The sequence below is a fragment of the Mucisphaera sp. genome (assembly GCF_965279675.1).
Taxonomy (GTDB): domain Bacteria; phylum Planctomycetota; class Phycisphaerae; order Phycisphaerales; family Phycisphaeraceae; genus Mucisphaera.
The window spans coordinates 1,247,919-1,271,238 of record NZ_CBDIIJ010000002.1 but is presented as its reverse complement, the minus strand read 5'-3'; the positions used below and the strand labels follow the sequence as shown (position 1 = coordinate 1,271,238).

Annotated in this window: 21 protein-coding genes; 6 read left to right on the top strand and 15 right to left on the bottom strand. The window is 63.9% G+C overall.

From position 1 onward, the window contains the following. Nucleotides 1–16: 16 nt before the first annotated feature. Nucleotides 17–1,018, bottom strand: a complete 1,002-nt coding sequence (locus ACQZAB_RS05580; RefSeq protein WP_428387841.1) for a CPBP family glutamic-type intramembrane protease — start codon at nucleotides 1,016–1,018, stop codon at nucleotides 17–19. Nucleotides 1,019–1,124: 106 nt separating this feature from the next. On the opposite strand from ACQZAB_RS05580, the gene ACQZAB_RS05575 reads away from it, so the two are divergent. Together ACQZAB_RS05575 and ACQZAB_RS05570 are read left to right on the top strand one after the other, a co-directional pair. Further along, nucleotides 1,125–1,673 (top strand): peptide chain release factor family protein, encoded by a 549-nt coding sequence (locus tag ACQZAB_RS05575; RefSeq protein WP_428387839.1) that lies wholly within the window; start codon nucleotides 1,125–1,127, stop codon nucleotides 1,671–1,673. Between the two features lie 149 nt (nucleotides 1,674–1,822). Next, on the top strand, nucleotides 1,823–3,025 hold the full coding sequence (locus tag ACQZAB_RS05570) for an HD-GYP domain-containing protein (protein ID WP_428387837.1): 1,203 nt from the start codon (nucleotides 1,823–1,825) through the stop codon (nucleotides 3,023–3,025). Nucleotides 3,026–3,033: 8 nt separating this feature from the next. On the opposite strand, the gene neuC is transcribed toward ACQZAB_RS05570, so the two are convergent. Genes neuC through ACQZAB_RS05550 form a run of 4 tightly spaced genes read right to left on the bottom strand, consistent with a single transcriptional unit; the run spans nucleotide 3,034 to nucleotide 8,479 of the window. Beyond that, the gene (gene neuC / locus ACQZAB_RS05565; protein ID WP_428387836.1) at nucleotides 3,034–4,125 is read right to left on the bottom strand and encodes a UDP-N-acetylglucosamine 2-epimerase; all 1,092 of its coding nucleotides are present in this window, start codon (nucleotides 4,123–4,125) and stop codon (nucleotides 3,034–3,036) included. Then, nucleotides 4,125–4,868: a cytidylyltransferase domain-containing protein gene (locus tag ACQZAB_RS05560; RefSeq protein ID WP_428387834.1), complete on the bottom strand. Its 744-nt coding sequence runs from the start codon at nucleotides 4,866–4,868 to the stop codon at nucleotides 4,125–4,127. The genes neuC and ACQZAB_RS05560 overlap by 1 nt, the downstream gene beginning before the upstream one ends. Next, nucleotides 4,865–6,538 (bottom strand): radical SAM/SPASM domain-containing protein, encoded by a 1,674-nt coding sequence (locus tag ACQZAB_RS05555; RefSeq protein WP_428387832.1) that lies wholly within the window; start codon nucleotides 6,536–6,538, stop codon nucleotides 4,865–4,867. Before ACQZAB_RS05555 ends, ACQZAB_RS05560 begins: the two co-directional genes overlap by 4 nt. A 21-nt stretch (nucleotides 6,539–6,559) precedes the next feature. Then, nucleotides 6,560–8,479 carry a motility associated factor glycosyltransferase family protein gene (locus ACQZAB_RS05550; RefSeq protein ID WP_428387830.1) on the bottom strand — a complete coding sequence of 640 codons (1,920 nt, stop codon included), beginning with the start codon at nucleotides 8,477–8,479 and terminating at the stop codon, nucleotides 6,560–6,562. A gap of 107 nt (nucleotides 8,480–8,586) precedes the next feature. On the opposite strand from ACQZAB_RS05550, the gene ACQZAB_RS05545 reads away from it, so the two are divergent. Together ACQZAB_RS05545 and ACQZAB_RS05540 are read left to right on the top strand one after the other, a co-directional pair. Further along, nucleotides 8,587–9,186, top strand: a complete 600-nt coding sequence (locus tag ACQZAB_RS05545) for a hypothetical protein (RefSeq protein ID WP_428387828.1) — start codon at nucleotides 8,587–8,589, stop codon at nucleotides 9,184–9,186. A gap of 44 nt (nucleotides 9,187–9,230) precedes the next feature. Beyond that, the gene (locus ACQZAB_RS05540; RefSeq protein WP_428387826.1) at nucleotides 9,231–10,172 is read left to right on the top strand and encodes a hypothetical protein; all 942 of its coding nucleotides are present in this window, start codon (nucleotides 9,231–9,233) and stop codon (nucleotides 10,170–10,172) included. Here the strand turns inward: ACQZAB_RS05540 and ACQZAB_RS05535 are convergent, their stop codons facing one another. From ACQZAB_RS05535 to ACQZAB_RS05505, 7 genes are all read right to left on the bottom strand, one after another. Then, entirely contained in the window at nucleotides 10,173–10,664 is a 492-nt protein-coding gene (locus ACQZAB_RS05535) for a DUF1569 domain-containing protein (protein WP_428387825.1), read from the bottom strand. A gap of 30 nt (nucleotides 10,665–10,694) precedes the next feature. Beyond that, nucleotides 10,695–11,744 (bottom strand): 3-deoxy-7-phosphoheptulonate synthase, encoded by a 1,050-nt coding sequence (locus ACQZAB_RS05530; protein WP_428387823.1) that lies wholly within the window; start codon nucleotides 11,742–11,744, stop codon nucleotides 10,695–10,697. A 107-nt stretch (nucleotides 11,745–11,851) separates the two neighbouring features. Next, complete coding sequence (locus ACQZAB_RS05525) at nucleotides 11,852–13,072, bottom strand: C39 family peptidase (RefSeq protein WP_428387820.1); 1,221 nt, start codon at nucleotides 13,070–13,072, stop codon at nucleotides 11,852–11,854. A 53-nt stretch (nucleotides 13,073–13,125) separates the two neighbouring features. Then, entirely contained in the window at nucleotides 13,126–13,944 is an 819-nt protein-coding gene (locus ACQZAB_RS05520) for a M55 family metallopeptidase (RefSeq protein WP_428387819.1), read from the bottom strand. Between the two features lie 120 nt (nucleotides 13,945–14,064). Continuing rightward, nucleotides 14,065–17,253 (bottom strand): efflux RND transporter permease subunit, encoded by a 3,189-nt coding sequence (locus ACQZAB_RS05515; RefSeq protein WP_428387817.1) that lies wholly within the window; start codon nucleotides 17,251–17,253, stop codon nucleotides 14,065–14,067. A gap of 7 nt (nucleotides 17,254–17,260) precedes the next feature. Then, nucleotides 17,261–18,577, bottom strand: coding sequence for an efflux RND transporter periplasmic adaptor subunit (locus tag ACQZAB_RS05510; protein ID WP_428387816.1), 1,317 nt, complete (start codon nucleotides 18,575–18,577; stop codon nucleotides 17,261–17,263). Beyond that, the gene (locus ACQZAB_RS05505) at nucleotides 18,570–19,358 is read right to left on the bottom strand and encodes a TetR/AcrR family transcriptional regulator (protein ID WP_428387815.1); all 789 of its coding nucleotides are present in this window, start codon (nucleotides 19,356–19,358) and stop codon (nucleotides 18,570–18,572) included. The genes ACQZAB_RS05510 and ACQZAB_RS05505 overlap by 8 nt, the downstream gene beginning before the upstream one ends. Nucleotides 19,359–19,554: 196 nt before the next feature. Between ACQZAB_RS05505 and ACQZAB_RS05500 the strand changes: the two genes are divergently transcribed. Further along, a complete protein-coding gene (locus ACQZAB_RS05500; protein WP_428387813.1) occupies nucleotides 19,555–19,992 on the top strand; it encodes a hypothetical protein in 438 nt (145 codons plus the stop codon). 21 nt (nucleotides 19,993–20,013) lie between these two features. Further along, entirely contained in the window at nucleotides 20,014–20,847 is an 834-nt protein-coding gene (locus ACQZAB_RS05495) for a hypothetical protein (protein WP_428387811.1), read from the top strand. Here the strand turns inward: ACQZAB_RS05495 and ACQZAB_RS05490 are convergent, their stop codons facing one another. Genes ACQZAB_RS05490 through murA form a run of 3 tightly spaced genes read right to left on the bottom strand, consistent with a single transcriptional unit; the run spans nucleotide 20,848 to nucleotide 23,254 of the window. Then, nucleotides 20,848–21,726, bottom strand: a complete 879-nt coding sequence (locus ACQZAB_RS05490; protein WP_428387809.1) for a radical SAM protein — start codon at nucleotides 21,724–21,726, stop codon at nucleotides 20,848–20,850. 38 nt (nucleotides 21,727–21,764) lie between these two features. Continuing rightward, nucleotides 21,765–21,956 carry a Trm112 family protein gene (locus ACQZAB_RS05485; RefSeq protein ID WP_428387808.1) on the bottom strand — a complete coding sequence of 64 codons (192 nt, stop codon included), beginning with the start codon at nucleotides 21,954–21,956 and terminating at the stop codon, nucleotides 21,765–21,767. Next, nucleotides 21,953–23,254 carry a UDP-N-acetylglucosamine 1-carboxyvinyltransferase gene (gene murA / locus ACQZAB_RS05480; protein ID WP_428387806.1) on the bottom strand — a complete coding sequence of 434 codons (1,302 nt, stop codon included), beginning with the start codon at nucleotides 23,252–23,254 and terminating at the stop codon, nucleotides 21,953–21,955. Before murA ends, ACQZAB_RS05485 begins: the two co-directional genes overlap by 4 nt. Between the last annotated feature and the right edge of the window lie 66 nt (nucleotides 23,255–23,320).

The following is a 23,320-nucleotide window of genomic DNA, read 5'->3' as shown; positions in this document are numbered from 1 at the left end:
GTCCCTGGTGCCTGTCTTAAAGGAACTGCCAGTCGTCGGTGTAGACGGTGTAGGCCCAGAGCAGGGCGTTGGTGATGCCGTGTGACCAGGCGATGGGTCCGATGCCCAGGCGTTTGTGTTCGGGGAGGCTGGGTCGGTTGGTGTACCAGACGAGCCAGCACCAGACGATGCCACAGGCGAAGCAGCCGGGCCAGTCGCGGAGGACGTGGCTGAGGCTGAAAACCAGTGTGGAGGCGAAGACAGCCCAGAGCGTCATGGCTCCGACGGGTGTGAGGACGAGTTGTCGGGTGAGGATGGGTTCTTCGCGGGAGACGCGTTCGCCGAAGCGGGTGTTCATCAGCATGTCGCCGATGACCGGCATGTCGCAGAGGATCTGGCCGACGCCTCGGATCGTCGGGCCGGGTTTCTGGAGGCCGCGGACCATGGCGGAACGGATGAAGAGTTCTTCGAAGAGCGGGACGACGATGGACATGCCCAGGAGACGGAGGAAGAGCAGGAGGTAGCCGAAGGTTTGTTCGGCCCCGTCGTCGTGGGTCATCTCGCGGATGGGGTGGTCGTCGGTGGTGGCGAAGACGCCGGGCTCGGCATCGGTGTTGAGGTAGTCGATCGCTCCGATGGGCTGGCCGTCGACCATGGCCTGGTAGCGGGGCTGGAACTCACCGGCCATGAGCCAGCCGAGGCCGACCCAGGCGATGACGAGGAAGACGCCGGTAGGGATGGCGAGCCAGTGGAACTTGAGGTTGAGCTCGGGGGTCAACCGGCGGTAGCGCCATAGCAGGTAGAGGACGAGCAGGCACTGGGCGGTGTAGAGGACGACCTGGACCGGCGCGGACTGCCAGGCCTGGCCGACGGCTTGGAGGCCGGGAATGGACTCGACCGTTGAGCCGAGGCCGATGATCATCAGGGCGAGGATGTAGACGAAGAAGGGCAGGACGCGGGGATGCCAGGGGTTGGATTCAACCCAGGCATCGAGCCGGGCCCAGAGCGAGTCGGGTTTTGCGGGCGGGGAGTCGGACAATCGAGGGGGCCCCAGCGTATATGCGTGTGTGTAATTGGCTTCGGCGTTCCAGTGTGTGAGCTTGAATCGTGGAGCGGGTAAGTTAGGGGATTGTGGAGTCTGTGTCTTGTCTGATTTTTTCGATGTCTTCGATCCCGATCCGCGGGTGATGACACATCCGGCTGCGATTGATACCGAGCTGCTGATGCGGGACTGCGATCTCCTGCGAGCGAAGCGTGGTGGGCCGGGCGGTCAGCGGCGGAACAAGGTAGAGACGCACGTCGAACTCCTGCATCGGCCGACGGGGCTCCGGGCCGGTTCGGGCGAGCGGCGAAGTCCGGCCGATAATCAGCGGGCGGCGATGCGTCGGCTTCGAACGGTGCTGGCCATCGAGCATCGTGTAGAGGTAGACCTGCGGGAAGCTCCGAGCCTGCTTTGGAAAGGAAGGACGCGGAAGGACCGGACGCTGGCGATCAATCCGGGGCACGCGGACTATCCGGCGCTGCTGGCCGAGGCCCTCGATGTGATCCATGCCTGTGGGTACGACCTGCGTCGGGCTGCGGTGTTGCAGGGGGTGAGTCGGACCCAACTGGTCAAGCTGATCCGGCACAGTCCTGCGGCTCTGGGGCGGCTGAATCAAGAGCGTCAGCAGCGGGGGCGTCCTGCGGTTCGGTAGGGGTGCAACGTTTGGATGGGTTGTAGGGAGGCGGCCGGCCGGCGTTTCCTGCTGCTGCGTAAAAACTAGGGGTATGCCCCGGGTTCCGGGCCCGATATTCAGGGATATCGCCGGGGGGCAAGCGTGATGGTGTTCAGGGAGGTGTGCGTATGCTTCGAGTGGACTTGCGACGGGCCAAAGAGGGGATGGCACTGGCTCTACCGGTGATGAATCCGAAGAGCCCGTCGAAGGTGCTGCTTAAGATCGGTTTTGAGCTGACGCAGAAGATCATCACGAAGCTGCGTGACCTGCAGGTGCGGTTTGTGTGGGTGAAGTACCCGGCGCTGAAGTCGATCGAGGGTTTCCTGAATGCGGAGGGGGCACAGGTTCGGACCGAAGTGGTCGAGGACGTGGTGTCGGCGTTTGAGGAGTTGCAGACCAAGTCGGCGGCGCGTCTGGCTTACGACCAGTACGAGCGTTCGATCAGCAAGCTGATTGACCAGTTGATCAGCAACCCGCGTTCGGCGGTGTTTCTGGGGGATCTGGCCGATGCGGATGACAAGATGGTCCGGCATGCCTCGTCGGTCATGTATCTGTCGTTGCTGATGGGGTTGAGGCTTGAGGGGTACGTGGTTCACGAGCGTAAGCATGTGGACCCGTCGCGGGCGAAGGAAGTCATCAATCTCGGTATCGGTGCGATGCTGCATGACATCGGGATGACGACCCTCGATGAGAGCGTTCGTGAAGCCTACTACCAGACTTTGAATGAGGGGGACCCGGCTTATCAGCAGCACACGGCCGAGGGGTATCAGATGGTGCGCGGGAAGCTGGAGCCGTCGGCGGCGACGGTGGTGCTCAATCATCATCAGCGATGGGACGGGACGGGCTTTGCGGGCGGCGAGTTCCCGGTGCTTCAGGGCAAGCGGATTCACGTGTTTGCCCGGATCGCTGCGGTGGCGGACGTGTTCGATCTAATCAGAAGGCCGCCCAATGGTGAAGAGCGACCAACGGTCTGGGCCTTGCGGGCTATGCTCAGTGATGCGTTGGCTAAGAAGTTCGATCCCAACGTGCTCGAAACGCTGGTGGATGTGGTGCCGCCCTATCCGCCCGGTTCTATCGTGACGCTGAGTGACGATCGTTCGGCGGTGGTGATCGATACGTGTCGTCACGACCCCTGCCGTCCGAAGGTCCAGATTCTTGAAGACGCCGAGAACCTGAACAACCCCAAGAACGGTTCGGGTGAGATTGTGGCGCTGAGTGATCTGCCGGACTCGATCTACGTGGCCGAAAGCGACGGGCTGGACGTGAGCAAGCTGAACTTCTCGCCGAAGCTGCTGCCCTCGGCACGCGAGGGTGCGCTGGTCTCGGTCTGACCCAACTGTTAGTAGCTGTTCTGTTTTCTGAGGGGCACGCTTTGCTCGCTGAAGCTGGCGAGCAGGCATGCGATCTGCTGTCCCGCGGTGCCGTTGCCGTAGGGATGCTTGCGCCGCTTGGGCGGCTGGTTGATGGCGTAACGAATAGCACGGCGGATGGCTGTCTGGCTGTCGGCGCAATCGATGACGGAGGCCGGACGCTCGCGGCCGGCCTGGCGGGGGCCGATGTTGATCGCGGGCGTTCCGAGTGCGGCGGCTTCGATGAGGCCTGTGGAGCTGTTGCCGATGAGCAGTTCGGTTCCAGCGAGCAACGACAAGAAGTCTTCGCGCTTTAGGTGCGTGAGGTGATTCGGTTTGGTTTGTTGAATGGCGCGAAGGATGCCGTCGGCTCCGGGGTCGGCGTTCGGCGAGAGCACGAGAGGCTTGAGGTGCGCGGTGGCCTTGAGGATGTGGTGCATCCGACGGGCTTCGGTGGCGGGGTCGTCGCCGATGGGATGATGGAGCACGATGGCCCTGGGGGCGTGGGGGTCGGAGACGATCTGGTCGAGGCCGTCGATCGCGGGTGAGCCGACCTGGTGGATCGTGGATGAGTGCTCGCCCAGGCGGATGAGTCGTCGTCGGCTGGTGGCGGTGGCGGGGAAGTGGAGGTGCGCAAGTTTGGTGATGGCGTGTCGGATGGCTTCATCGGCGACGCCTTCGGCGCGATCGCCGCCATGGATGTGGGCCACGCGGATGCCGGCGATGCTGGCGGCGGAAGCGGCGGCGAAGGCCTCGATGCGATCGCCGAGGACCATGATCACATCGGGTTTATGTTTGGCGAAGGCTTTGGTGAAACCGGTGACGCCGCGGCCGAGGGCCTGAGCATCGGCGCTGCGGCCTAGTTCGGTCTTCTTCTGCATCGGGATGCGCGCGGTGATCGGGTAACGCGCGGCGCAGATATCTTTGTCGGTGCCGAGCGTGAGGTGGGTGCCGGTGACGTAGAGCTGGGTCGTGAGCTTTCTGTTGTGCAAACAGTGGTCGATGACGGTGCGTAACAACCCGAACTCGGCGCGGGTGCCGGTGACGATAGCGATTCGTCGTTTAGGTCTGCTTGATGGCATCAGGCGACTCGAGGGCTGGCGTGCCTCTGGGCCATGAGCGTGGCTTCTGCGACGGCGAGGTCGGCGGCGGTGTCGATATCGATGACCTCGCCAGGCTGGGTGATGACGGACCTGCGGTCGCTGCCAAGGAAGGCGTGGGGCTCGCCGGGGTCGGTGATGAAGAGGGCCTCTCGTTTCAGGGCGATGAGCCCGCCATCGAGCATGTAGACGGGGGGAAGGTCCTGGCGTCGATAGGCGGTGTTGTCGACATAGGGCTGGATGCGTCCCTCGCCGTCGATGGTTTTCATCCACCAGGGATGGTTCTTGCCAACAGGGCAGACGGATTGGACGGAATCACATCCGGTCTCGTGCAACGTCGTGAGGGCTCGGTTGATCAGGCCAGTCGGGCGGACGGGCACGTTGGCATAGAGCAGCACGATGGACTGGAAGGGCTTGCCGCGTTGGGCTTCGAGCACTTCGACGGCATGACGTGCGGCGGCATCGACGGTGGCGGTGTCGGACGCGAGGTCTGCGGGGCGGTGAATGACTTCGAGGTTGAGCGACTGGCCCATGGCGGCGAGTCGGTCGCCATCGGTGGTCAGGGCGATGTGCGTCAGTCCTGCGGCGCGGGCGTGATCGGCGGTCCAGGCGAGCATGGGGCGGCCGGCGATGACCAGCTCATTCTTGCCGGGCAGGCCCTTGCTGCCTGCACGGGCGAGGATCAGGGCGAGGGTTTCCTGATGCTTGGGGGGTGCTTTCGTCACGGCCGATGCCATTCCTTACAGGACCCGCAGAGGGTGAGTTCGTGGTAGCGGCCGGCCCGGTGTTTCTCCTGTCGTTCAGCGACGCGTTGCCAGATGTTCTGGAGGGTGTCGATCTTTACGTCACCGAGCGGGTCTCTCCCGAGCCAATCCTGATCGCAAAGGGCGACGGTGCCGTCAGAAAGGATCGACATGCGCTCGCCCAGCTGGCGGCAGGCGGAGCGTTTGGGAGGTTCCATCGACACGGGTGACTGCTCGGGCATGAGCCCGCAGCCTGAGCAGGCCGGCTGGATCATGGCGTAGCCGGTGGCGCGGACCCAGCGCTCGAAGAAGCTCTCCATGTCTCTCAGTGTGTCGGGTGTCTTGATGAGACGGGGGACGATCCAGGGTGTGGCGTCGCCACGGCCGTCGAGCGAGCGACGACGGTTACGCTCGTTGATGAGGAACTGGATGTTGTTGACGACCGTCTTGAAGGGCTGACCCATGACGGTTTCGTAGGTCTCTGCGGTGTCGGCGTTCATCCGGACAATGACGAGGTCGATCGGCAGGTCGAGCAGGGCTTCGAGGTCCTGCTGTTCGGCGAGGAGGTCGGTCTCGATGCCGACGCCGAAGACGCCGGTATCGTGCGCGTGCTGGACGATGGCCTGCCAGTCCGGGTGAAACAGCGGGTCGCCCAGGCCGCCCAGCAAGAGGGAGATATCCGCGGGGCCTTCCTGGTCCGCGAGTTGATCGATGATGCGCCTGGCGAGGTCAGTGTCGAGATCGGGTCGGGTGAAGTCGACGTGTGCCTGAGGGATGATCGGCCCGGTGGCGGTTCGACGTGGCGTGAGTTCCAGATTGATCTGTTGAGGTAGGAGGTCGGGGGCTGATTCCGAGTGATCCTCATCGATGGATCGCTGCGTTTCGGTGATGCGCTGCGCACTGGCGGTGTGGAGTTGGTCGCCCAGGCGTTCGGCGATCTGCTTGAGCCGCTGGATGGCGCGGGGCGTGTCGTAGATGTAGCGGTGTTTGCTGTCACGGACTTCGGCGGGGATCGGGAGGGTGATCTCGCGGCCGATCGGGTCGATGGCGGGGGCGGCAGGGTTGTAGCCAAGCACCTGGCCAAAGTTGCCCTTGTGTTCGGTCATGTCAGCGAGCACGGACCGAGCCAGGACGAGCGGGCCGAGGCCTGGCGGAGCCTGCGTCATGGTGAGCTTCATCTGCTCGGGGCTGACGCGATGCATCTCGATAAGTTCGCGGGCGTAGTCGGTGTCGAACAACGGCCAATCGGCGCGGATGAGCAGGACCGACTCGGCCTGGTGCTGCTGCGCGGCGCGGAGCAGCGGGCCGGGTGGCAGGAGTTCGTCGAAGCCGGTCATGAAGCCGAGGCCGCCTCGCCAGGCATCGAGCGCCCACTTGCGGGCGGAGACAAGCCTTGCTGTCTGCGGGTCGCAGAGGTTGTGCTCGTCGGCGAAGCCGTAGACGGGTTTGGGGAGCTTGCCGGGCAGCAGGGCGAGCGGGTCCTGATCGGCGGGATGGACCAGCACCACGGCCTTGAGTGTTTCGATAGAGCAGGCTCGGCGGACCGTGTGTTCGAGCACCGAGCGGCCAGCAAGCGGGTCGGCCAGCGATCGGCGATGACCGAGTCTGCCCTGATGTAGGTCGGTTGGGATGAGGGCGATGAGGCCGGCCAAGCGTATCTCCGAACGGTTCTATCAGGCGGCGACCGAGGCGGGCTCGGGCATGAGCCTGCGGGTGCGCTCGAGGGCTTCGGTGAAGATGGATTCGGCCTCGTCACAGGCCTGGAGGAGCCAGTCGATGTTCTCGATATCGCGCTTGAGCTGTCCGGCCTGACGCGCCTGGAAGTCGTCGGTGATGTGGCTGATCTTTCGGTCAGCGGCCTGCCTGCGGAAGACGCCGATGGTGTTGAGCGAGTTGACGGCGTCGAAGGTGGCCTTGAGCGGCCCGTGGACCTTCCCGTCGTTGATCTTCAGCTTCTCGAACAGACGGAGCATCTTCTGCTTGTCCTTTTGGCTCTTTTGCATCTTCTCCAGAATGGCGACGGTGCTCCTCGAGACGCTTCGGAGTTCTTCGAGTTCATCGAGTCGGTGGGTCAGCAGGCCGTGGACACGCTGCAGGCGGTCGGGATCAAGCTGGCGATCGGGCAGCGGCAGGTCGGGCAGGCTGTCGGAGGTGAGTTCGGCGATGGCCTCTGCGAGGGTCGCGGTCTCGGTGTGCTGCTTGGGTTGCCCGCCTTCGGTCGTATCGATGATGCGTTGCGGGGCTTTGGCGAAGTCGCGTTCAAATTGTCGGAGGTAGGTGATCATCTGTTCATCGGAGAACATCGGACGACCGTGGATGTCTTCGACGCGGCTGAGGTTGCCACGCATGCGCACGATGCGTTGCCACTCCATCATCTCGATGGTGTTGAACTGGGAGAGCTCGGAAGACCAGACGCGGTGGACGGCGGTGCCGGGTGCGTAGTAGAGACCGTCGGAGAAGCCGAGGTCCTGACCCATGAGCATGATCGGGTCGCAGCCGAGGTATTGCGCGAGATAGAACGAGAGGTGGGCGACTGTCGAGCCGGCGGCGCTCATGGGCGGGATCGTCCGCTTGAGGTCGCCGATGAGCTTGTCGTTGAACTCGGAGCCGATGATGCGGATGGGCCCGGGGTAGACCTCGAGGATGCGCGGGTGGGCTTTGGGCTCGGCGACCAGCGTGACATCGGGCAGGTCGGGGAGGTCTTCGTAGAAACGCGTGCAGATCGGCGAGTAGTCGAGAGCCGTGACAAAATCGGGGCGGATCCCGCGATCGAGCAGGGGTCGGAGGGCGGTCTGCGCGGCGATCACAACCAGGCGCGAGCGGACATCGGGATCGCGGAGCAGGTCAACATTACGAACGAGGCTGGGCCCAGCGGCGACACAGACGGCGGGGTAACCGGCGGCAGCGTTGTGAAGCTCAGCGATGGTCGAGCCGGCAACATAGTGCCCGAGGTTGTTGACAAGGTTTCGGCAGGTGCGGGCCGAGTTGACCAGTGCGGTCGCGACCGTTGTGCGGAAGAAGGCAAGGGCCTGCGTGAAGGTCTTGGAGAAGGTGCTGAAGGCCTCGGCCTGGCGTGCGCGCGATCCAGGGTGCGTCAGGATCTGGGTGCCCTGGGTGATGACCCCGCCAAGGCCTTCCATCCGGCCGGTCAGGTCGGAGCCGTCGTCGGCTTTGTCAAAGAACAGGACGCAGCCCGCGGCGATCCAGCGGGCGTGATCGATCTTCTCGAAGACGGCGCGCAGCAAGCCGAGGTCGGGCTCAAAGACGACGAGGATCGACTTCGGGCCGATCCGTTCGGCGATCTGCTCGACGTGGTAGCCGATGCCAAACCCGAGGACAACGGCACAGGCGGCACTCTCACGGTCGAGCTTGTCGGCGAGTTTGCCGGCCTCCGCGGCCGGATCGAAGCGACTGGCCAGCCAGCCTGCAGCGGAACCATCCTCGTTGAGAAGCTGGGCCGAGAGAAGTCCCTTCTTCGAAGCCACCCAGTCCAGTCGAGCCGGCTCGGCGGAGGCGATCTGGTTGGCCAGATCGGGATTACGGAGACTCAGTGCCGTGAGGTTCCTGCTCAGAATGGACGGGGTAGACGACATCGGTTTATCGGAACATCGGCACGGGCGGCGACCTGGCGTGAACTTGGACGGATCCGGGCCGTAGAGATGATGGTTGTCGCGTTCGGCCAGCCTGAGAGGATGCACGGATGATGGATGCCCTGCGAAGCCTGTTTCTGGAGGAGCCCTGGCCGCTGGTGGTGGGGGCGGTCGCGCTGTCGGCGGCGGCTCTGCTGATCTGCAAGGCCCTTGGTAAGCCTGCCTTCGGGCTAGTGGCGTCGGGCCTGCTGGTGGCGACCGCCCTGCTCGGGGTGGTGCTCTCGCTGGTGGTGACAACGGATCATGAGCAGGTTCGGGATCGGCTACGCGGGCTCATGAGCGCTGCCAGCCCGTATGACGTGGAGATGCTGAATGCGATCGCGGCGGACAATCTGCGGCTGACAGTGGCCGGTCAGGGCGGACAGGGCCGGTTGATCCGGCAGCGGCCGGCCCTGGATGAATGGCTGGAGGAGATCATCGATCGCTTCGGGCTGCGAGAGCATCGGGTGTGGTCGCAGCAAACGAGGTTCATTTCCGATTCGAGGGCCGTCACCGAGGCCGAGATACGTACATATGTGGATGTGATGGGGGTGCCCGCGCGGACCTGGTGGGAGATCCACTGGGAGCAGAGAGGCGCACGGGGATGGCAGGTGATCGAGATGCGCTGGATGCGTTCGGCTGAAGGGGTGCCGGCACCGGGAACCATTTAGTTCTTTGATACCGGAGAGGCGTGGCTGAGGTGTAGACTGGGGGCATGCTTAGATGTTTCTGTGTCGGTCTCTTGTGGCTCTGCGTGGTGTCTGCCGGTGAGGCGGTGGCCGAATCCGTCAGTCTCAGGCCGGTCTTTGTTGAAGGGGAAACCCGGGTTTACGAGGAGTGGGTGCATGTGGTGACGACCACCGATGTGCGATACCCGGGCGGCAACAATCTTCGGGAGGAAGAGGTGGAGGTTGAACTCGAGGTCTTCTGGGAAGTGCTTCGGGTGCGCCGTGATGGTGCCGCAGAAGTCCGGGTCACGACGCGCTGGCTGGACTACACGATGACCACACGTGTGGGTGGTCAGAGCCAGACGCTGGAGGTCGATACCCGGCGGGGCCGTGGCGAACCCGAAGCGCTGTACGAAGCCATCGAGGAACTCGTTGAGAACCCGCTCACCTACACGATCGCGGCGGACGGCAGCGTGGAGGAGATTGAAGGACTCGATCGACTCCGGCTGCGGATCGAAGCGTTCGGGCGTGAGCGGGTGGACCGCGAGGGCTACAACGGCCTGGCTGGTGGGCAGCAGCCCGGCGAGATACCGATGTCGCTGGCTCCGGGTGGTCGCTGGCGGCAGTCGGTGGAAGGTTATGCCTTCGAGGGCATCGAGACCGAATCGACGGTGGACTACGAGCTCGAAGCGGTGAGGGACATCGAAGGCGTTCCGGTAGCGATTGTGAAGGCCAGCGCGACGCCAAAGCTCACCCCGCCAGACCTGCCCGCCGGACCGGACGGGCAACGGCCAGCCTTCCAGCCGGAAGCCGGGCGATACACCTCGGATCTTTTTTTCGATATGGATGCCGGGCTGCTGACGGCGCGTAACAGCACACAGGAGACGGGTTACAGCCTGCGTGTGATGTCGCCGAATGGCGCAATCAACGTTCAGCGAGCCGAGCGCGTGCAGAGCCAACTGCTGATGGTCGAGCGTCAAGCGCCCTGATCACTGCGGGACAGCGAAACTCAGATGATGCTCGGCGTGGCGTGACTGAAAGGCGTTCCACTCGTCGATCGTGAGTTGGCCGAGGATGGGAGAGGGGTGCCGGGTGTTGCTGGCCTTGGACTTCTCGACACCTTTGCGCATGTTGTCGAGCGCGGCTTCGGTTTCGAGAGATGGTTCGGCGATAAAGACGCGCTGGAAGGCCGGGCTGAGCTTCAGACCCGTGGGGGGCAGTTTCGTCAGAAGGCGTTTCTTCATGAACGTGCGCATCGTCCAGGCAAGGAGGGGGTTGACGCGGAGGTCCGGCTCGAAGCCATCGACCGTCCGGTGCATCAACTGGGCGAGGTGATTGATGTTCTGAGCCAGCGTCCAGCCGCCAACCATCACGAGTCGGCCTTCGCGCTCACAAGCAGCGAGGCGTTCACACTCTTCGAGGATGTCAGCTGGCCCGCTGAACTTATTCAGCAGGTCGCGTCGCTTCGGCAGATCGGGCATGTACGGGCTCCATCAGGCAGTGATGGCAGACTAACCCAATCGCTTGAAGCCTTGTTCCAACAATTCCGCGGTTTTGTCCCAACCGATGCACTCATCGGTGACGGAGACGCCGTAAGTGAGCTGTGCGAGGTCATCGGGGATGTTCTGCCGGCCGGGTTCGAGGTTGCTTTCGATCATAACGCCGGTGATCGGGCAGTCGTCTTTCTGCCGCTGATCGAGGATCGAGTCCCAGACCGCCTGCTGCTGCTCGTGCTTCTTGTAGGAGTTGGCGTGGGAGCAATCGACCATGAGGCCTGCGGGCAAGCCGGCGCTGCGCAGCTTCTCGGAGGCTTCGGCGACGTTCTCGGGGTCGTAGTTCGGGCGCTCGGCCCCGCCTCGTAGAATCACGTGGCCCCAGTTGTTGCCGGTGGTGGCGACCACACAGCAGCGGCCGTCGTCATCGATCCCGAGGAAGTGATGGCTGGCTCGGGCCGACTTCATGGCGTCGATCGCGACCTGGAGGTTGCCGTCGGTGCCGTTCTTGTAACCGACCGGCATGGAGAGGCCGGACGCCATCTGCCGGTGGGTCTGGCTCTCGGTGGTGCGGGCACCGATGGCGGCCCAGGAGACCATGTCGTCGAGGTACTGGGGCGTGAAGGGGTCGAGAAACTCGGTGGCGGTGGGCAGGCCCATCGCGGTGATGTCGAGCAGCAGCTTGCGTGCGACCCGAAGGCCGTGCGTCATGTTGAAGCTGCCGTCGAGGTGCGGGTCGTTGATCAGACCCTTCCAGCCGACGGTCGTTCGGGGCTTCTCGAAATAGGTGCGCATAACGATGACCATGCGGTCGGTGTAGGCGGCCCTGAGTTCCAGCAGTCGCTCGGCGTAATCCATCGCCGCAGCCGGGTCGTGGATCGAGCAGGGGCCGATGACAACGAGCAGCCGGTGGTCATCCCCCTTGAGGATGTTCTTGATGGTGTTGCGGCTCTCGATGACGGTCCTGCGGCTGGCGTCGCTGAGCGGTAATTCCTGTTCGAGGTCGCGAGGGGCGATGAGCGGGGTGATCCCCGAGATGTGGACGTTCTGGGTGGGTGTGAGGTCCATGCCGGTCAGGCCCGGTGCGTTCGCCGGGCGTCTCCATTCCTATAACGATGACCAACCCCGCCCGGGCGCCCGAGCGGGGTCGAATAGTGTATCGGCCGGATCGATGTTCACATTCCGTGATCGTCGGGATCGCCTCGGCGGATAACGTAGGTCACCCCGCCACGACCGATCCAGGCCCGAGCCAGCTCGTCGGCCTTGTAGACGACGCCGTAGCCCTGGTCTTTGCTGGCCGAGTCGTTGACGATGGCGTCGCCCTCGGGGGTCAGCCCGCGGATGGTGATGAGGTGGCCGCCGGTGAACTTCATGACATTCGAGGGGAACTCGCCCTCACGGAATCGTATCGAGCAGATCAGCGGCTGCCCGTCGGCGATGTACCGCTTGACCTGATTCCAGTCACGGACTCGGACCAGCTCGCCTTCGAGGCCGTGGTGGCTGGCGTAGGCGACGGCGCGGTGCCAGTTGCCGAACAGCCGCGACTCGGGGTCGTAGATCGCGAGGGCGTTCTGGACCGTCGGCAGGTCGACCCCGAAGTAGGCCATCACCATGCTCGTCGAGGTGGGCGAGCAGATACGGCTGCGGATGGAGGCGTGCTCGATGCCCTGGGCACGGAAGGGAACGGTGAGATCACGAGCCCAGCCGTTGGCCGGCTCCGTCGTAGCCTGCACCTGCTCGGGCTGGACGCCTTGACCGACACGCCCGGAGTAGATCGTGACGAACCGCCGAAGGGTTGGCGTGGCGTCGGGATCCAGGCTCGCGCTCTCAAATCGGGCCTTGAGTTGATAGGCGACGGCAGGCCGATCGAGGACGAGGTAGTCCACCAGGACCTTGCCGTGTTCGAACTCGGTTTCGATCTCCAGCGCCGCCTCGCGCTCGCCCCACTGCCCGAGGTAGAGCCAGGGCGACCACTCGCCGGTCTCGGCGTCCTTGCTTCGGACAAAGAAGGAAACCCCGGTGCGGTCCGGGGTGTGCAGGTTCCAGGACGGGAGCACCTCGGTAAACGGAAACTCGGTCTGGATCTCGGGGCTTATCCAGGTGCCGACGCGCGGGTAGCGCTCGCCCTCTGGGGCCAGCCTGAGGCTGCCGGTGCCGACGAGCTGGAGGCCTTCCATGGTGCCCGATGACCAGTCGGAGGCCGTGTCGTAGGTGACCTGGCGGTCGGCGTATCGGTAAGGATTGCTGAGCCAGCGCTCAGCGGGCCAGTCTTCGATGCCTGTGTTGGGGCGCACGACTTCCTCGGCCGTGGGCGGGGTAGACGCCTGGCCGAGCGGCGTCAGAACCAAAACCAGCAACAGGGTAAGGGCTGAGCGAAGGGAGTTGGCTTTCGTCATCTTCATCTCCGTGTCGGGGAACAGACGCGGGTCTTTTCATCACCGGATGCTGGTCAGTAATCCCAGATCTGGTTCCATGCGGTCATCCAGTCAGTGGCCTTGCTCTCGACCTGCAGCGGGCCAACGAGTTCAACGCCGGCACGGCCCATGAATCGGCGGGCGGTGTCAACGGTCGAGAGATCGACGGTGATCGTGCAGGGCCCATCGGGCAGCCAGGGTTGCACGAGGTTCTTAGGAAGGTTCTCCAGAGAGCGCTTGGCCCCGATCTCGATCAGATCGCGGGCGACGCTGGGCGCCTTGTGACGAGCGGAGTATCTGGAGAGCCCCTTCTTGACGGAGACGGCTTCGAGGCCATCGCCAAGCAATTGGCGGCCTTCGAGGCAGGTGGCGTCGTCGCCGGTAATCAGCACGACCGGGACATCGTGATGCCCGCAGAGGGCGGTGTTGATGCCGAACTCACCGACGGAGATGCCATTGAACCGCACATCGTCCCAGGTGGTGGTCGAGATGGTGTGACACATCACCCCATCGGGCGTGCCTGCCTTGGCATGCATCCCGACCATGAGCGCTGCATCGCAGCCGGTGTGGAACATGTCGGTGTAGCGTCCCCAGGGATGGTGCGCGACGTACTCGCAGCGGGGGTCCAGCCGTTCGGCCAGCAGGGAGTTGAAAGAGCAATCCTGCCCGGCTCCGTGGCAGTCGACCACCACGATCTCCGTGGCGCCCGCATCGGCGGCCCCGCGCACGGCGGCGTTGATCTCTTCGGTGTAGAGCACACGGCCTTCTTCGTACCGAGCGCCGTCGTGGTCGACCATGTCCCAGGTGCAGATACCCGCGACGCCTTCCATATCACTCATGATGAGAACACGCATGGGCGGTCCACGGCCGGGGTTTAAGAAGTCAATGGCGACAGCTGGCAAGTTTCATAATAACTGATGAAACCCGCCCTGCCTTCTGCTATCCCAAACAAGCCAGACGATGGGCGCCGGCTCTCAGGCCAGCGAAGGATGGGGTGATGGTCGGATCGATGGGTCTTCTGTGTCGATGCCTGCGGGGACAGCCCGGCGTGAGAATTTGAGCATCAGAAGGTAGAGGCAGGGCACAAACGTGAGTGCTAGGAGCGACGCCCCGACCACCCCGCCGGCAATCGCCACGGCCAGCGGCGGCCAGAAGCCCCCGCCCGACAACAGCAGCGGCATGAAACCGGCCACGGTGGTCAGGGTGGTCGAGAGCACGTGCCGGGTCGCTTCGGTGACCACTTCGACGGCGGCATCGGGATCGCCTGTACGAACGGCGGCTTTTTCTTTGAGAGCCGCGAGCACCACGATCGAATCGTTGATCGCGACACCGACGAGCCCCATGGCGCCGACGATCGCCATGAATCCGGCCGGGTAGCCAAACAGCCAGACGGCCCCAAGCGCCAAGCCCACCGATGCAAACGCCACCCCGCCGATGATCCCCGCCAACCGGAACGAGCCCAGGGCAACGATCATCGTCGCCGCCATGGCAACACCCAGGACGGCTACCGGCCCGAGCAGGCTGCCGACGGCCTGGTCTCGCTCGCCGGATTCACCGCCCCAGTTGATGAAGTAGCCGGGCGGGAGTTGGAAACCGGCTTCGTCAAGCCTTCTTTCAAACTCCGTCAAAACCGTCGATGGGAGAACACCGGCTCGTACGTAAGCCTGCACCTGATTCATACGAACACCGTTGCGCCGCTCGATGTCGGCAATCTGCGGACGCAGCTCGATATCAGCAACCGCGCCGAGAGGAATGTTGGTGCCTGCGGGATGATCTCCAGCAGCAGTTTGCTGCGTATAGAGATCAATCGCCGGAAGCTGCGTGGCTCGCTTACGCTCCTGCGCATCGAGTCTTACACGGATGGGCAACTCTTCCGAGCCTTCCAGCAGCGACCCCCCCAAAGCGCCATCCAGTGCATTACCCAGCTGCTGCGCAACCTGCGTGCTCTCGAGTCCGGTGAGTCGGGCCGCCTCCTCATCGAGCGCGACCCACAGCTTGGGCCGGTTGGGCCGCAGCGTCGTGAGCGCATGCGTGACGTTGGGGATGCCCGACAGGATGCGCCGAGCCTGTTCGCCGAGTTCGCGGAGTTTTTCGATGTCCGCGCCTTGGATACGCATCACAATCGGAGCGGGGAAAGGCGGCCCCTGCTCGAGTTGAATCGCGATGCTCTGCGCCTGTGGGAACGAGCGATCCAGGATCTGCTGAGCCTCGTGGATGGTCTGGCTGCCACCCTCGAAGGTGGTCATCGTGACCATCGCCTGAGCATAAAAGGCCAACCCGTCTGCCCCGCCAACCAGGTTGTAGTAGAAGGCTGGCGCGCTGTTACCGACCACGAAATCGACGTCCTCGATGCGCGGATGTTCGAGCAGGCGCTCGCGCGCAGCCAGCATCAACTCCGTCGTCTGCGAGATGGACGCCTGCTCGGGCAACCGCACCTGGACCTGGAATTGATCGCGATCGGCTGGCGGGAAGAACTGCTCGTCGAGCTGGGTAGCGACGACAAATCCGGCAACCGGCAAGACCAGCGCTACGGCTATCCCGACCAGCGGCCGCCGGTAGAGCCAACGCAGACCGCCAACGTAGCCCTCACCTAGCGCACGCAGTGAGATGCCGTCGGTGAGCAGGCCACCACAAACCTCGTCACCCCGTTCGCGCTGCCGTGCGATCCAGCCGGCCAGCCGGAGGCTCATCAGCCCGGCCAGCGACGCCGTGATGCTCAGAGACAGCACAAATGAAGCGCCCACCGCGATGATCACGGTGGTGGCGATGCCGCCAACAAACTCGCCGGCGGGACCGGGCAGCAGGGCAATCGGCGCGAAGGCCAGCATGGTGGTCAGGGTTGAACCGAGCAGAGGCAGGAACAGATGCTTCGTCGTCGCGGAGACCGCGTCCCTCGGCGATTCGCCGCGTGACAAGCGCCGGTTCACCTCGTCGACGATCACGATGGCGTTATCGATAAGCAGCCCAAGGGCAATGATGAGCCCCGTGATCGACATCTGATGAATCGGCAGGCCGATCTGCTGCATGCCGATCAAGACCAGCAGTGCGCAGAGCGGGATCGCGGTGCCCACCAACATGGCCGACCGCCAGCCCATCATCAGCAGGACCACCAGGAACACGGCGGCAACACCCAGCAGGAAGTTGTTCCGCAGGCCGGCCAGACGCGCATCGGTGTAGATCGATTGATCGAAGACGGTTCGCAGCGCAATCCCCTCCGCACGCCCCTCACTCATCTGAGCGATCGCTTCACGGATCTGCTGCGTCCACTGATCGACGCGATAGCCTTCACCAATACGCACCGGGATCATGACGGCGGGATGACCGTTGACATAAGCCAGTTCCCGGGGCGGGTCGCTGATCTGCTTGCTGATCTCAGCGATGTCACCAAGCCGGATCATCTGTCCGGCCTCGTTCACGCGGATCGGTATCCGGCGGATGCGGTCGAGGGTATCGACTTCGCCCGCGACTTCGACCAGCAGGTCGCCCCGGTCCGTCTGCATCCGACCAGCGGACACCTTGACATCGGCGGCGACCACCCGATCACGCAGATCTGCCGTGGTCAGATTCAGCCCCGCGAGCTTCTGTCGATCGATCGTGACCGCGATTTCTTCTTCGGGATCGCCAAAAAGATCGGTCTTGTCCGTACCCGGCACGGCTGCCAAACGGTCTTCCACCTGCTCGGCCAAACGCAGCATCATGCCGACGCGAGGCTCAGCCGTCGGGTGCTCCCAGACCACCGCGGCGATGAAGGTATAAGCATCGTTCTCGTCGTCAAGCACTTCGGGCTTGCCCGCACCTGCAGGCAGCTGCTGCTCGGCGTCGGCCACGCGATCACGCAGCCTCGAAAACACCTGCCGGTTCTCGCCGGGACCGACCCAGTCGTGCAACTCGATCTGGATCACTGAGATGCCCGCACGACTCGAGGATTCGATCGACTTAATCTCCTCGATGTCTCGGATCTCTTCTTCGATCTTCTCGGTGATGAGCGCCTCGATGCGCAGCGCATCGGTGCCGGGCCAGGTGGTGAGGATCGTGGCCCATCGCTGGGTCAGCCTCGGGTCTTCTGTGCGGGGCAGCGACTGATAGGCCGAAAAACCGCCGGCAAGGACCAGCAGAATCAGCACCAGCAGGATGCGCGGGCGATCAAAGAGCAGGGTGTTCATGGGTGTGTCAGCTCCCGCTCTCGTTGGCGATCGCCGATGCCTGCTTTGCCTGGCTCAAATCGACCGATTGACCGGCGACCAGCCGCTGCACGCCCGTCGCGACCACACGATCACCCGGTTCCAACGCCCCACGCACGAACGCCCGACCGTCGCCGGTGTAGAGCACCTCGAGTTCGGCACGACGCACGACTTCCCCCGACGTGTCGCCAGCCTGCTGAATCAGGAAAGCCGCCCAGAGCCCGCGCTCGCCACGGATCAAGGCCGATTCCGGCAGCCAGTAACCTTCTGTCTCGACACGCCGGCTCAGCGCCACCCTGCCAACCTGTCCTGGCAGCGGTTCATACGAAGCATCAAGCAGAAAGACCAGCCGCCGCGTGCGTGTCGCATCGTCCAGCGTCGGCAGGATGCGATCGAGCACGCCCCGATGCGTGACGCCATCGATCTTGATGCTTCGCTGCTCACCCAGCGTGAGTTTGCCCGCGGCTTCTGCCGGAACACCCACGTGCAGCTCGCGCGGCCCATCCTCGATGAGATCAAGCACGGGCATCCCCGCAGAGACCACGGTGCCCTCATCGATCCACCGGCGGTCGATGCTGCCATCGAAGGGAGCCACGATCCGGCTGTCTTCCAGATCAACCTGAAGCGAGGCAAGCTGTGCGTCCAGCGAATCAACCAGCGCCCGCTGAGCCTCGATCTGTTCGGGCCTCGTGCCCGCTTCGAGCTCGCTGAGCCGGTTCTCGGCCGCCCTGACACGCGCTTCCGTGGCTTCGCGCGTGAATCGCGAGGCGTCCGCTTCATCCTGAGTGGCCGCCTGCCTTTCGAGCATCGATGACAACCGTCTTTCACGAAGTTGCGCTTCGGAGAGGGTGGCACGACGTTCTGCAACCGTCGCCCTGGCTTCATCGATAACCTGCTGCCGGGGACCAGCGACCATCTCCTTCAGACGAGCCTGCTCAGCGGACCGCTGGGCCAGCACGCCTTGACGCTCGGCCTCGATCCGACGCGTGTCGATCTCGGCAAGCAGATCACCAGCCTGCACTTGCTCTCCTTCATCCACCGGCAACGCGATCACCCGACCCGACCGCTCGAAGCTGAGTTGACTGCTCCGACCGGCCTGGACCAAACCTGTGTAGACCCGCTCGACGGTGTACCCGCTGGCTGCCTGCAGCGTAACGGCCTGAACTGGGAGGATGGTTGGCGCGGTATCGGTCTGGGCTGAGCCATCATCGGAGGAGGACATCAGACCCACCACCACCGCGAGCAGGATCACAGGCACCAGCAGGAGCCAGCCCCATCGCTTGAATCTTCGATGGGCCTCAGCCATGGTTGGCCTCCTTTGCCAGTTCCGATGCCGGTTTCAACGCATAACCCGGCGGCGGATGACCGAGTTCGGTCGACCGCTGGTGCTCTTCAGGGAACAGCTCTTTGAGAATGCGCTCGCCAGTGGCTCGGTAATCGTGCTCCATCGACAGCGGACGCCAGCGGTAACCATCGAGCAGCGCGTTGTAGTTGTGCCAGAGCACCGCGGACAGATCGAGGTCGCCCAGCATCTCGCCAAGACCGCTGCTCAGACGAAGCGTGTGGGAACCGATCGACTGAGCCCAGAGCGCCAACTGAACGGCACGGCCAGCCTCGGGATTCGGCATCGGCAGGTCGCCAAGCTCGATCGCTCTGGCGATGATGTTCTGCCCCACGGCCCCGCAGGCGTTGTGATGCTCAGCGACCTCGGCGTGCCTCGCTTCGGTGACCTTGCTGGCCAGGTCGCTGTCCTTGACCAGCCGTTCCACGAGAAAGTAGTGCGGGTAGAGCCGGATGAAGAGCTCGTCGGCGACCCCGATTGCCATGATCTGCTCACGGGTGCGTCCTTCGAGCTTCAAGGCGCGCGAGAAGTATTCCTGCCGGACCTTGCCCACCTTCACCATGAGGGCCATCAAGAGGTCCTCCTTGCTGGTGAAGTGGTGGTAGATCGTGCCCTTCGCGTATTCCGTCGCGTGAGCAATCTGGTCCATGTTCAGGCCCAGGTAGCCATGCTCGGCCAGCAGGTCAAGCGCTGTCTCGAGGATCAGTTGCTCACGCGCGGCGATCTCACGCTGTTTACGGCTCATGGTGACCATATCGTCACATTATGACGTTTAGTCATAAAATGACAACTCGTCATGGCGACAATTTCACCGATTCGCGCTTGAGTCGGCAAGGTCCGCGGTCGATTATCAAAGCACAAGGCCAACAAGCATCCCGGTGACGGAATCGCTCGCGGCCTCCTAGCGACTGAGCAACCTGTTCTACGACAAGGGGTTATCGATGCCGTTCAACCAAAAACCACTTCCCGCCTTGGCCTTGATTGCAACCGTGGCGTCGGCCGGGCTGCTCACCGGTTGCTCCACCAGCAAACTGCACCTCGACCTCGAAGCCCCCAACGGCTCGACCGTCACCTTCAAAGGCGATACCGAACCCGTGCCCACCACGCTCGCCGTCGGGCGACCGGACAAGACCGGGGCCAAGCCGAAGCGCAAGGACATCGAGTTCCAGTTCATCCTTGGCGGCCAGCCCGTGCCCGCGGAGGGCGTGCTCGAAACCTTCGGTTACGAAGAGCACGACGTCGATCGGCTCTCTCGCAACTTCCTCAAGATCCAGCCGTCCCACATCCGCGACATCGAACGCGGCTCCGCCATCGTCCTCAACGGAACCTCAGCGAGCGGGCAGCACATCTACCAGCTGACGATCGGGCAGGCGCGCTAAGCCGCGCAACGGGAGAAAGCCATGAAGAGGCGTTGCTTCGTCGGAGCGATCGCGTGCGCGATCGCATTGGGTTGGCTATCGGGCTGTGGATCGCTACCGACAGCCAGCAAAGAGCACCTGCCCGTGGTCGGTCTCACCACCGCCTCGATCTACGTCGAGTACGCCGGCGGCTGGTCGGACCACCGATGGCAGACGCCAATTACACAGGCCATCTGGAAACTGGTCGAACCCGTCAGCACGACGCAGGACGAACTGGCGGAAGCCAGGAGCCGCGGCTACCAGGCGGGCTATCGCACCACGTCCCGGGACTTCGCCAACGAATCGAACGCCGGCGCGATCTCAGGCGCGACGGCTACGGCTCGTCCGCGCGCCGGTTACGCGCTCGCAGACCGTACGAATACGTTTCAGAGCGTTACCGCTGCCAGCAGCACCTTCTCCTCCAGCATCTATGAGCACACCGCCGTGGACTGGGTGGCCCAGCACCTCCAGAGCACCCATGGCTACGCGCAGAGCCAGCACACGCTGTCCCTAGGCGGCACCAGCGACACCGACTCGCAGCGGCCGGAACTGATCCTGAGCGTGAAAGCCTCACCCGATTACGTGCTCGCGGGCGATCGATCGGAACTGCTCATCACGGTGCACAACCCTTCACCCAAGGCCGCCATCGATCCGGTGATTCACCTCGAATTGCCCGCCGGCACGGAGATCCGTGGCCTCGAAGGGGCCAAGCGCTTGCGTGACCACGCCGACGGGGCCCAGATACAACTCAGGGACATGCCTTCCGGCGCACGGCTCACGGTCACGCTCCAACTGCGTGTGGATGGCGAACCCTTGAGGGTCGCCTCGGCTCCGTGATCACGCCGTCCCGGGGTGGATCGAAACCTTCAGCCCGGGCAGCACCCCGCGCAACTGCTCGGCCCTGGCGTTGAGCACCTGTTCCGACACCGGCTCGACATCCGGCTCCCGGCAATCCCGAGCCACGGTATAGAGCTGCACTTCCCTGAGCCGCCCGCCACGGTCGAGCACGGACTGGAGACGGCCGAGGTAAACCAGAAACTCGTGATCGGGCATCGGGCCGGTGCTGTCCCGTAGCAGCATGGTCTGAACCACGATCGGGTGATCTCGCGAACAGGTCACCAGGTTCTCGATGAGCCGTTCCATGGGAACCGCCGAGCGATCCACCTGCCGGTAGTAGCCGTTGGAGCCGGCATCGAGCTTTGCCCAGATCTCGCCGCGGCCGCCTAGCCGCGCAAGCGCGGCCTTGACCGCCACCCGGTGCAGCAGACTGCCGTTGGTAATCACCACGATGTGCGGCAAGTCCAGGCCCATCTGCTCAACCAGCGTCATCACCAGATCGACCGCTGCCGGAAACAGCGGCGAAGAAGTGGGCTCACCGTCGCCCGAGAAAGCCAGATCACGAAGCACCCGATGGCTCTCGGGCACGTCTGCGAAATCCGGATCGGTCCAGATGTCACCGCTTTGGACCAGCGCGAACATCACGGACAACTCGGCCTGCAGTTCATCGAGATCAGCGGGCGGCTGATCGGCCACCTTCTCGCGATCGACCGAGCAGTAGGTGCAGTCGAAATTGCAGACGCCATCGGGCGTCAGGTTGACGCCGATCGACAGCCCGCCGGAACGCCGGCTGACCACGGGATAGACCAGTCGGAACTGTCTCCATTGCCGCGGATGATGCGAGAACACCCGGTCGAGTGCCGAGCCGCTTACAGACATACCGGTATTTTATCCGCCGACGATGATGATTCCAAGCCTCAGCCCGACGCCGGATCGTCTGGATCCGGCCGAATCGCCTCGTCGGCCAGCAGCATCGGCAGCCCGTTGACGATCGGGTAGCGCACACCGGTTTCGGTGCTGACGAGCCGGTCACCCTCTCTTCTAAGTGGCTCGCCGGTCACCGGGCAGCGCAGGACCTCGACCCAGCGATCGATGTCATTCGTCGTCATGGCAGGTCCTCCTGACGCACCCGCTGGATGTCGGCACCCAGCTGATTCAGCGTCAACTCCATGCGCTCATAACCACGATCCAGATGATAAACCCGCAGCACCGTGGTGGTCCCGCGAGCCGCCAACCCGGCCAGCACCAGACCGGCAGACGCCCGCAGGTCAGACGCCATCACCGGCGCCCCGACCAGTTCCGAAACACCCGTCACCAGCACACTCGGCCCCGTCCGGGTCAGGTTCGCCCCCATCCGCAGCAACTCGGCCACGTGCAGGAAACGATCGGGAAAGATCTTCTCCGTAATCATCGAATTGCCGTCCGCCAGACAGAGCAACGCCATCAGCTGCGCCTGAAGGTCGGTCGGGAAACCCGGGTGAGGCTGGGTCACCGCGTGCACCGGCATCAGACGACGACGCGTGGCGATACGCACGCTGTCCCGCTGACCGTCACCGGCTTCACCCTCAGACAGCACATCGACGCCGACAAACTCCAAACGGTCGTGCAGCGCTGCGAGCGTCTGCGTCGGGTAGTTCTCGATCACCACATCGCCGTTGGTGATCGCCGACGCGATGACATAGGTCCCAGCTTCAATACGATCGGGCATCACACGATGGGTGGCACCACCTAACGCCTCGACACCCTCGATCGTGATCCGTGGCGTGCCCGCGCCCTCGATCTTCGCGCCCATCGCGATCAACAGCTTCGCCAGATCCTCGACCTCGGGCTCGCAGGCCGCCGACTCGATCACCGTCACACCCTCGGCGAGCACCGCCGCCGAAAGAATGTTCGCCGTACCCAGAACCGTTGAGCCATTGGGCCCGCCCATGAAGACCGAGCGCCCCCGCAATCGTCCCCCGGGCACACGCGCCTCGATGTACCCGCTATCGAGCTTGATCTCGGCCCCCAGCGCACGCAGCCCCCGCAGGTGCAGATCGACCGGCCGATCGCCAATCGCACACCCCCCGGGCATCGACACCCGGGCCCGGCCCCGGCTGGCCAGCAACGGCCCCAGCACACAGATCCCCGCCCGCATCGTGCGCACAATCTCGTACGGTGCTTCAACCGGTTCCTGATCGGCCGCGTGCAGCGTCGTGTCCGCCTCCGATGACCCGACCGAACACCCCAGCCGTTCGAGCAGCCGGACCATGTTCCGGATATCCGAGAGGTCCGGCACGTCCGACAAAACCACCGGCTGATCGGTCAGCAGGGCCGCCGCCATCAGCGGCAACGCCGCGTTCTTCGATCCGTTTACCCGAACGCGGCCCCGGAGCGGACGGCCGCCTTGAATCACAAATGCATCCATGGATGACTTGTCCCACATCCGCCGCCGGCGAGCAAGACAGAGCCCGAACCCATCCCGTGGTAAAAC

Excerpts from the sequence above, each read along its gene's own strand:
- ACQZAB_RS05550 (WP_428387830.1), bottom strand. The coding sequence starts at position 8,479 with ATGTCGTCTACCCCGTCCATTCTGAGCAGGAACCTCACGGCACTGAGT.
- ACQZAB_RS05570 (WP_428387837.1), top strand. The coding sequence starts at position 1,823 with ATGCTTCGAGTGGACTTGCGACGGGCCAAAGAGGGGATGGCACTGGCT.
- ACQZAB_RS05500 (WP_428387813.1), top strand. The coding sequence starts at position 19,555 with ATGCCGTTCAACCAAAAACCACTTCCCGCCTTGGCCTTGATTGCAACC.
- ACQZAB_RS05490 (WP_428387809.1), bottom strand. The coding sequence starts at position 21,726 with ATGTCTGTAAGCGGCTCGGCACTCGACCGGGTGTTCTCGCATCATCCG.
- ACQZAB_RS05540 (WP_428387826.1), top strand. The coding sequence starts at position 9,231 with ATGCTTAGATGTTTCTGTGTCGGTCTCTTGTGGCTCTGCGTGGTGTCT.
- ACQZAB_RS05535 (WP_428387825.1), bottom strand. The coding sequence starts at position 10,664 with ATGCCCGATCTGCCGAAGCGACGCGACCTGCTGAATAAGTTCAGCGGG.
- ACQZAB_RS05520 (WP_428387819.1), bottom strand. The coding sequence starts at position 13,944 with ATGCGTGTTCTCATCATGAGTGATATGGAAGGCGTCGCGGGTATCTGC.
- ACQZAB_RS05530 (WP_428387823.1), bottom strand. The coding sequence starts at position 11,744 with ATGGACCTCACACCCACCCAGAACGTCCACATCTCGGGGATCACCCCG.
- ACQZAB_RS05510 (WP_428387816.1), bottom strand. The coding sequence starts at position 18,577 with ATGGCTGAGGCCCATCGAAGATTCAAGCGATGGGGCTGGCTCCTGCTG.
- ACQZAB_RS05505 (WP_428387815.1), bottom strand. The coding sequence starts at position 19,358 with ATGAGCCGTAAACAGCGTGAGATCGCCGCGCGTGAGCAACTGATCCTC.
- murA (WP_428387806.1), bottom strand. The coding sequence starts at position 23,254 with ATGGATGCATTTGTGATTCAAGGCGGCCGTCCGCTCCGGGGCCGCGTT.
- ACQZAB_RS05525 (WP_428387820.1), bottom strand. The coding sequence starts at position 13,072 with ATGACGAAAGCCAACTCCCTTCGCTCAGCCCTTACCCTGTTGCTGGTT.
- ACQZAB_RS05515 (WP_428387817.1), bottom strand. The coding sequence starts at position 17,253 with ATGAACACCCTGCTCTTTGATCGCCCGCGCATCCTGCTGGTGCTGATT.
- ACQZAB_RS05545 (WP_428387828.1), top strand. The coding sequence starts at position 8,587 with ATGATGGATGCCCTGCGAAGCCTGTTTCTGGAGGAGCCCTGGCCGCTG.
- ACQZAB_RS05485 (WP_428387808.1), bottom strand. The coding sequence starts at position 21,956 with ATGACGACGAATGACATCGATCGCTGGGTCGAGGTCCTGCGCTGCCCG.
- neuC (WP_428387836.1), bottom strand. The coding sequence starts at position 4,125 with ATGCCATCAAGCAGACCTAAACGACGAATCGCTATCGTCACCGGCACC.
- ACQZAB_RS05495 (WP_428387811.1), top strand. The coding sequence starts at position 20,014 with ATGAAGAGGCGTTGCTTCGTCGGAGCGATCGCGTGCGCGATCGCATTG.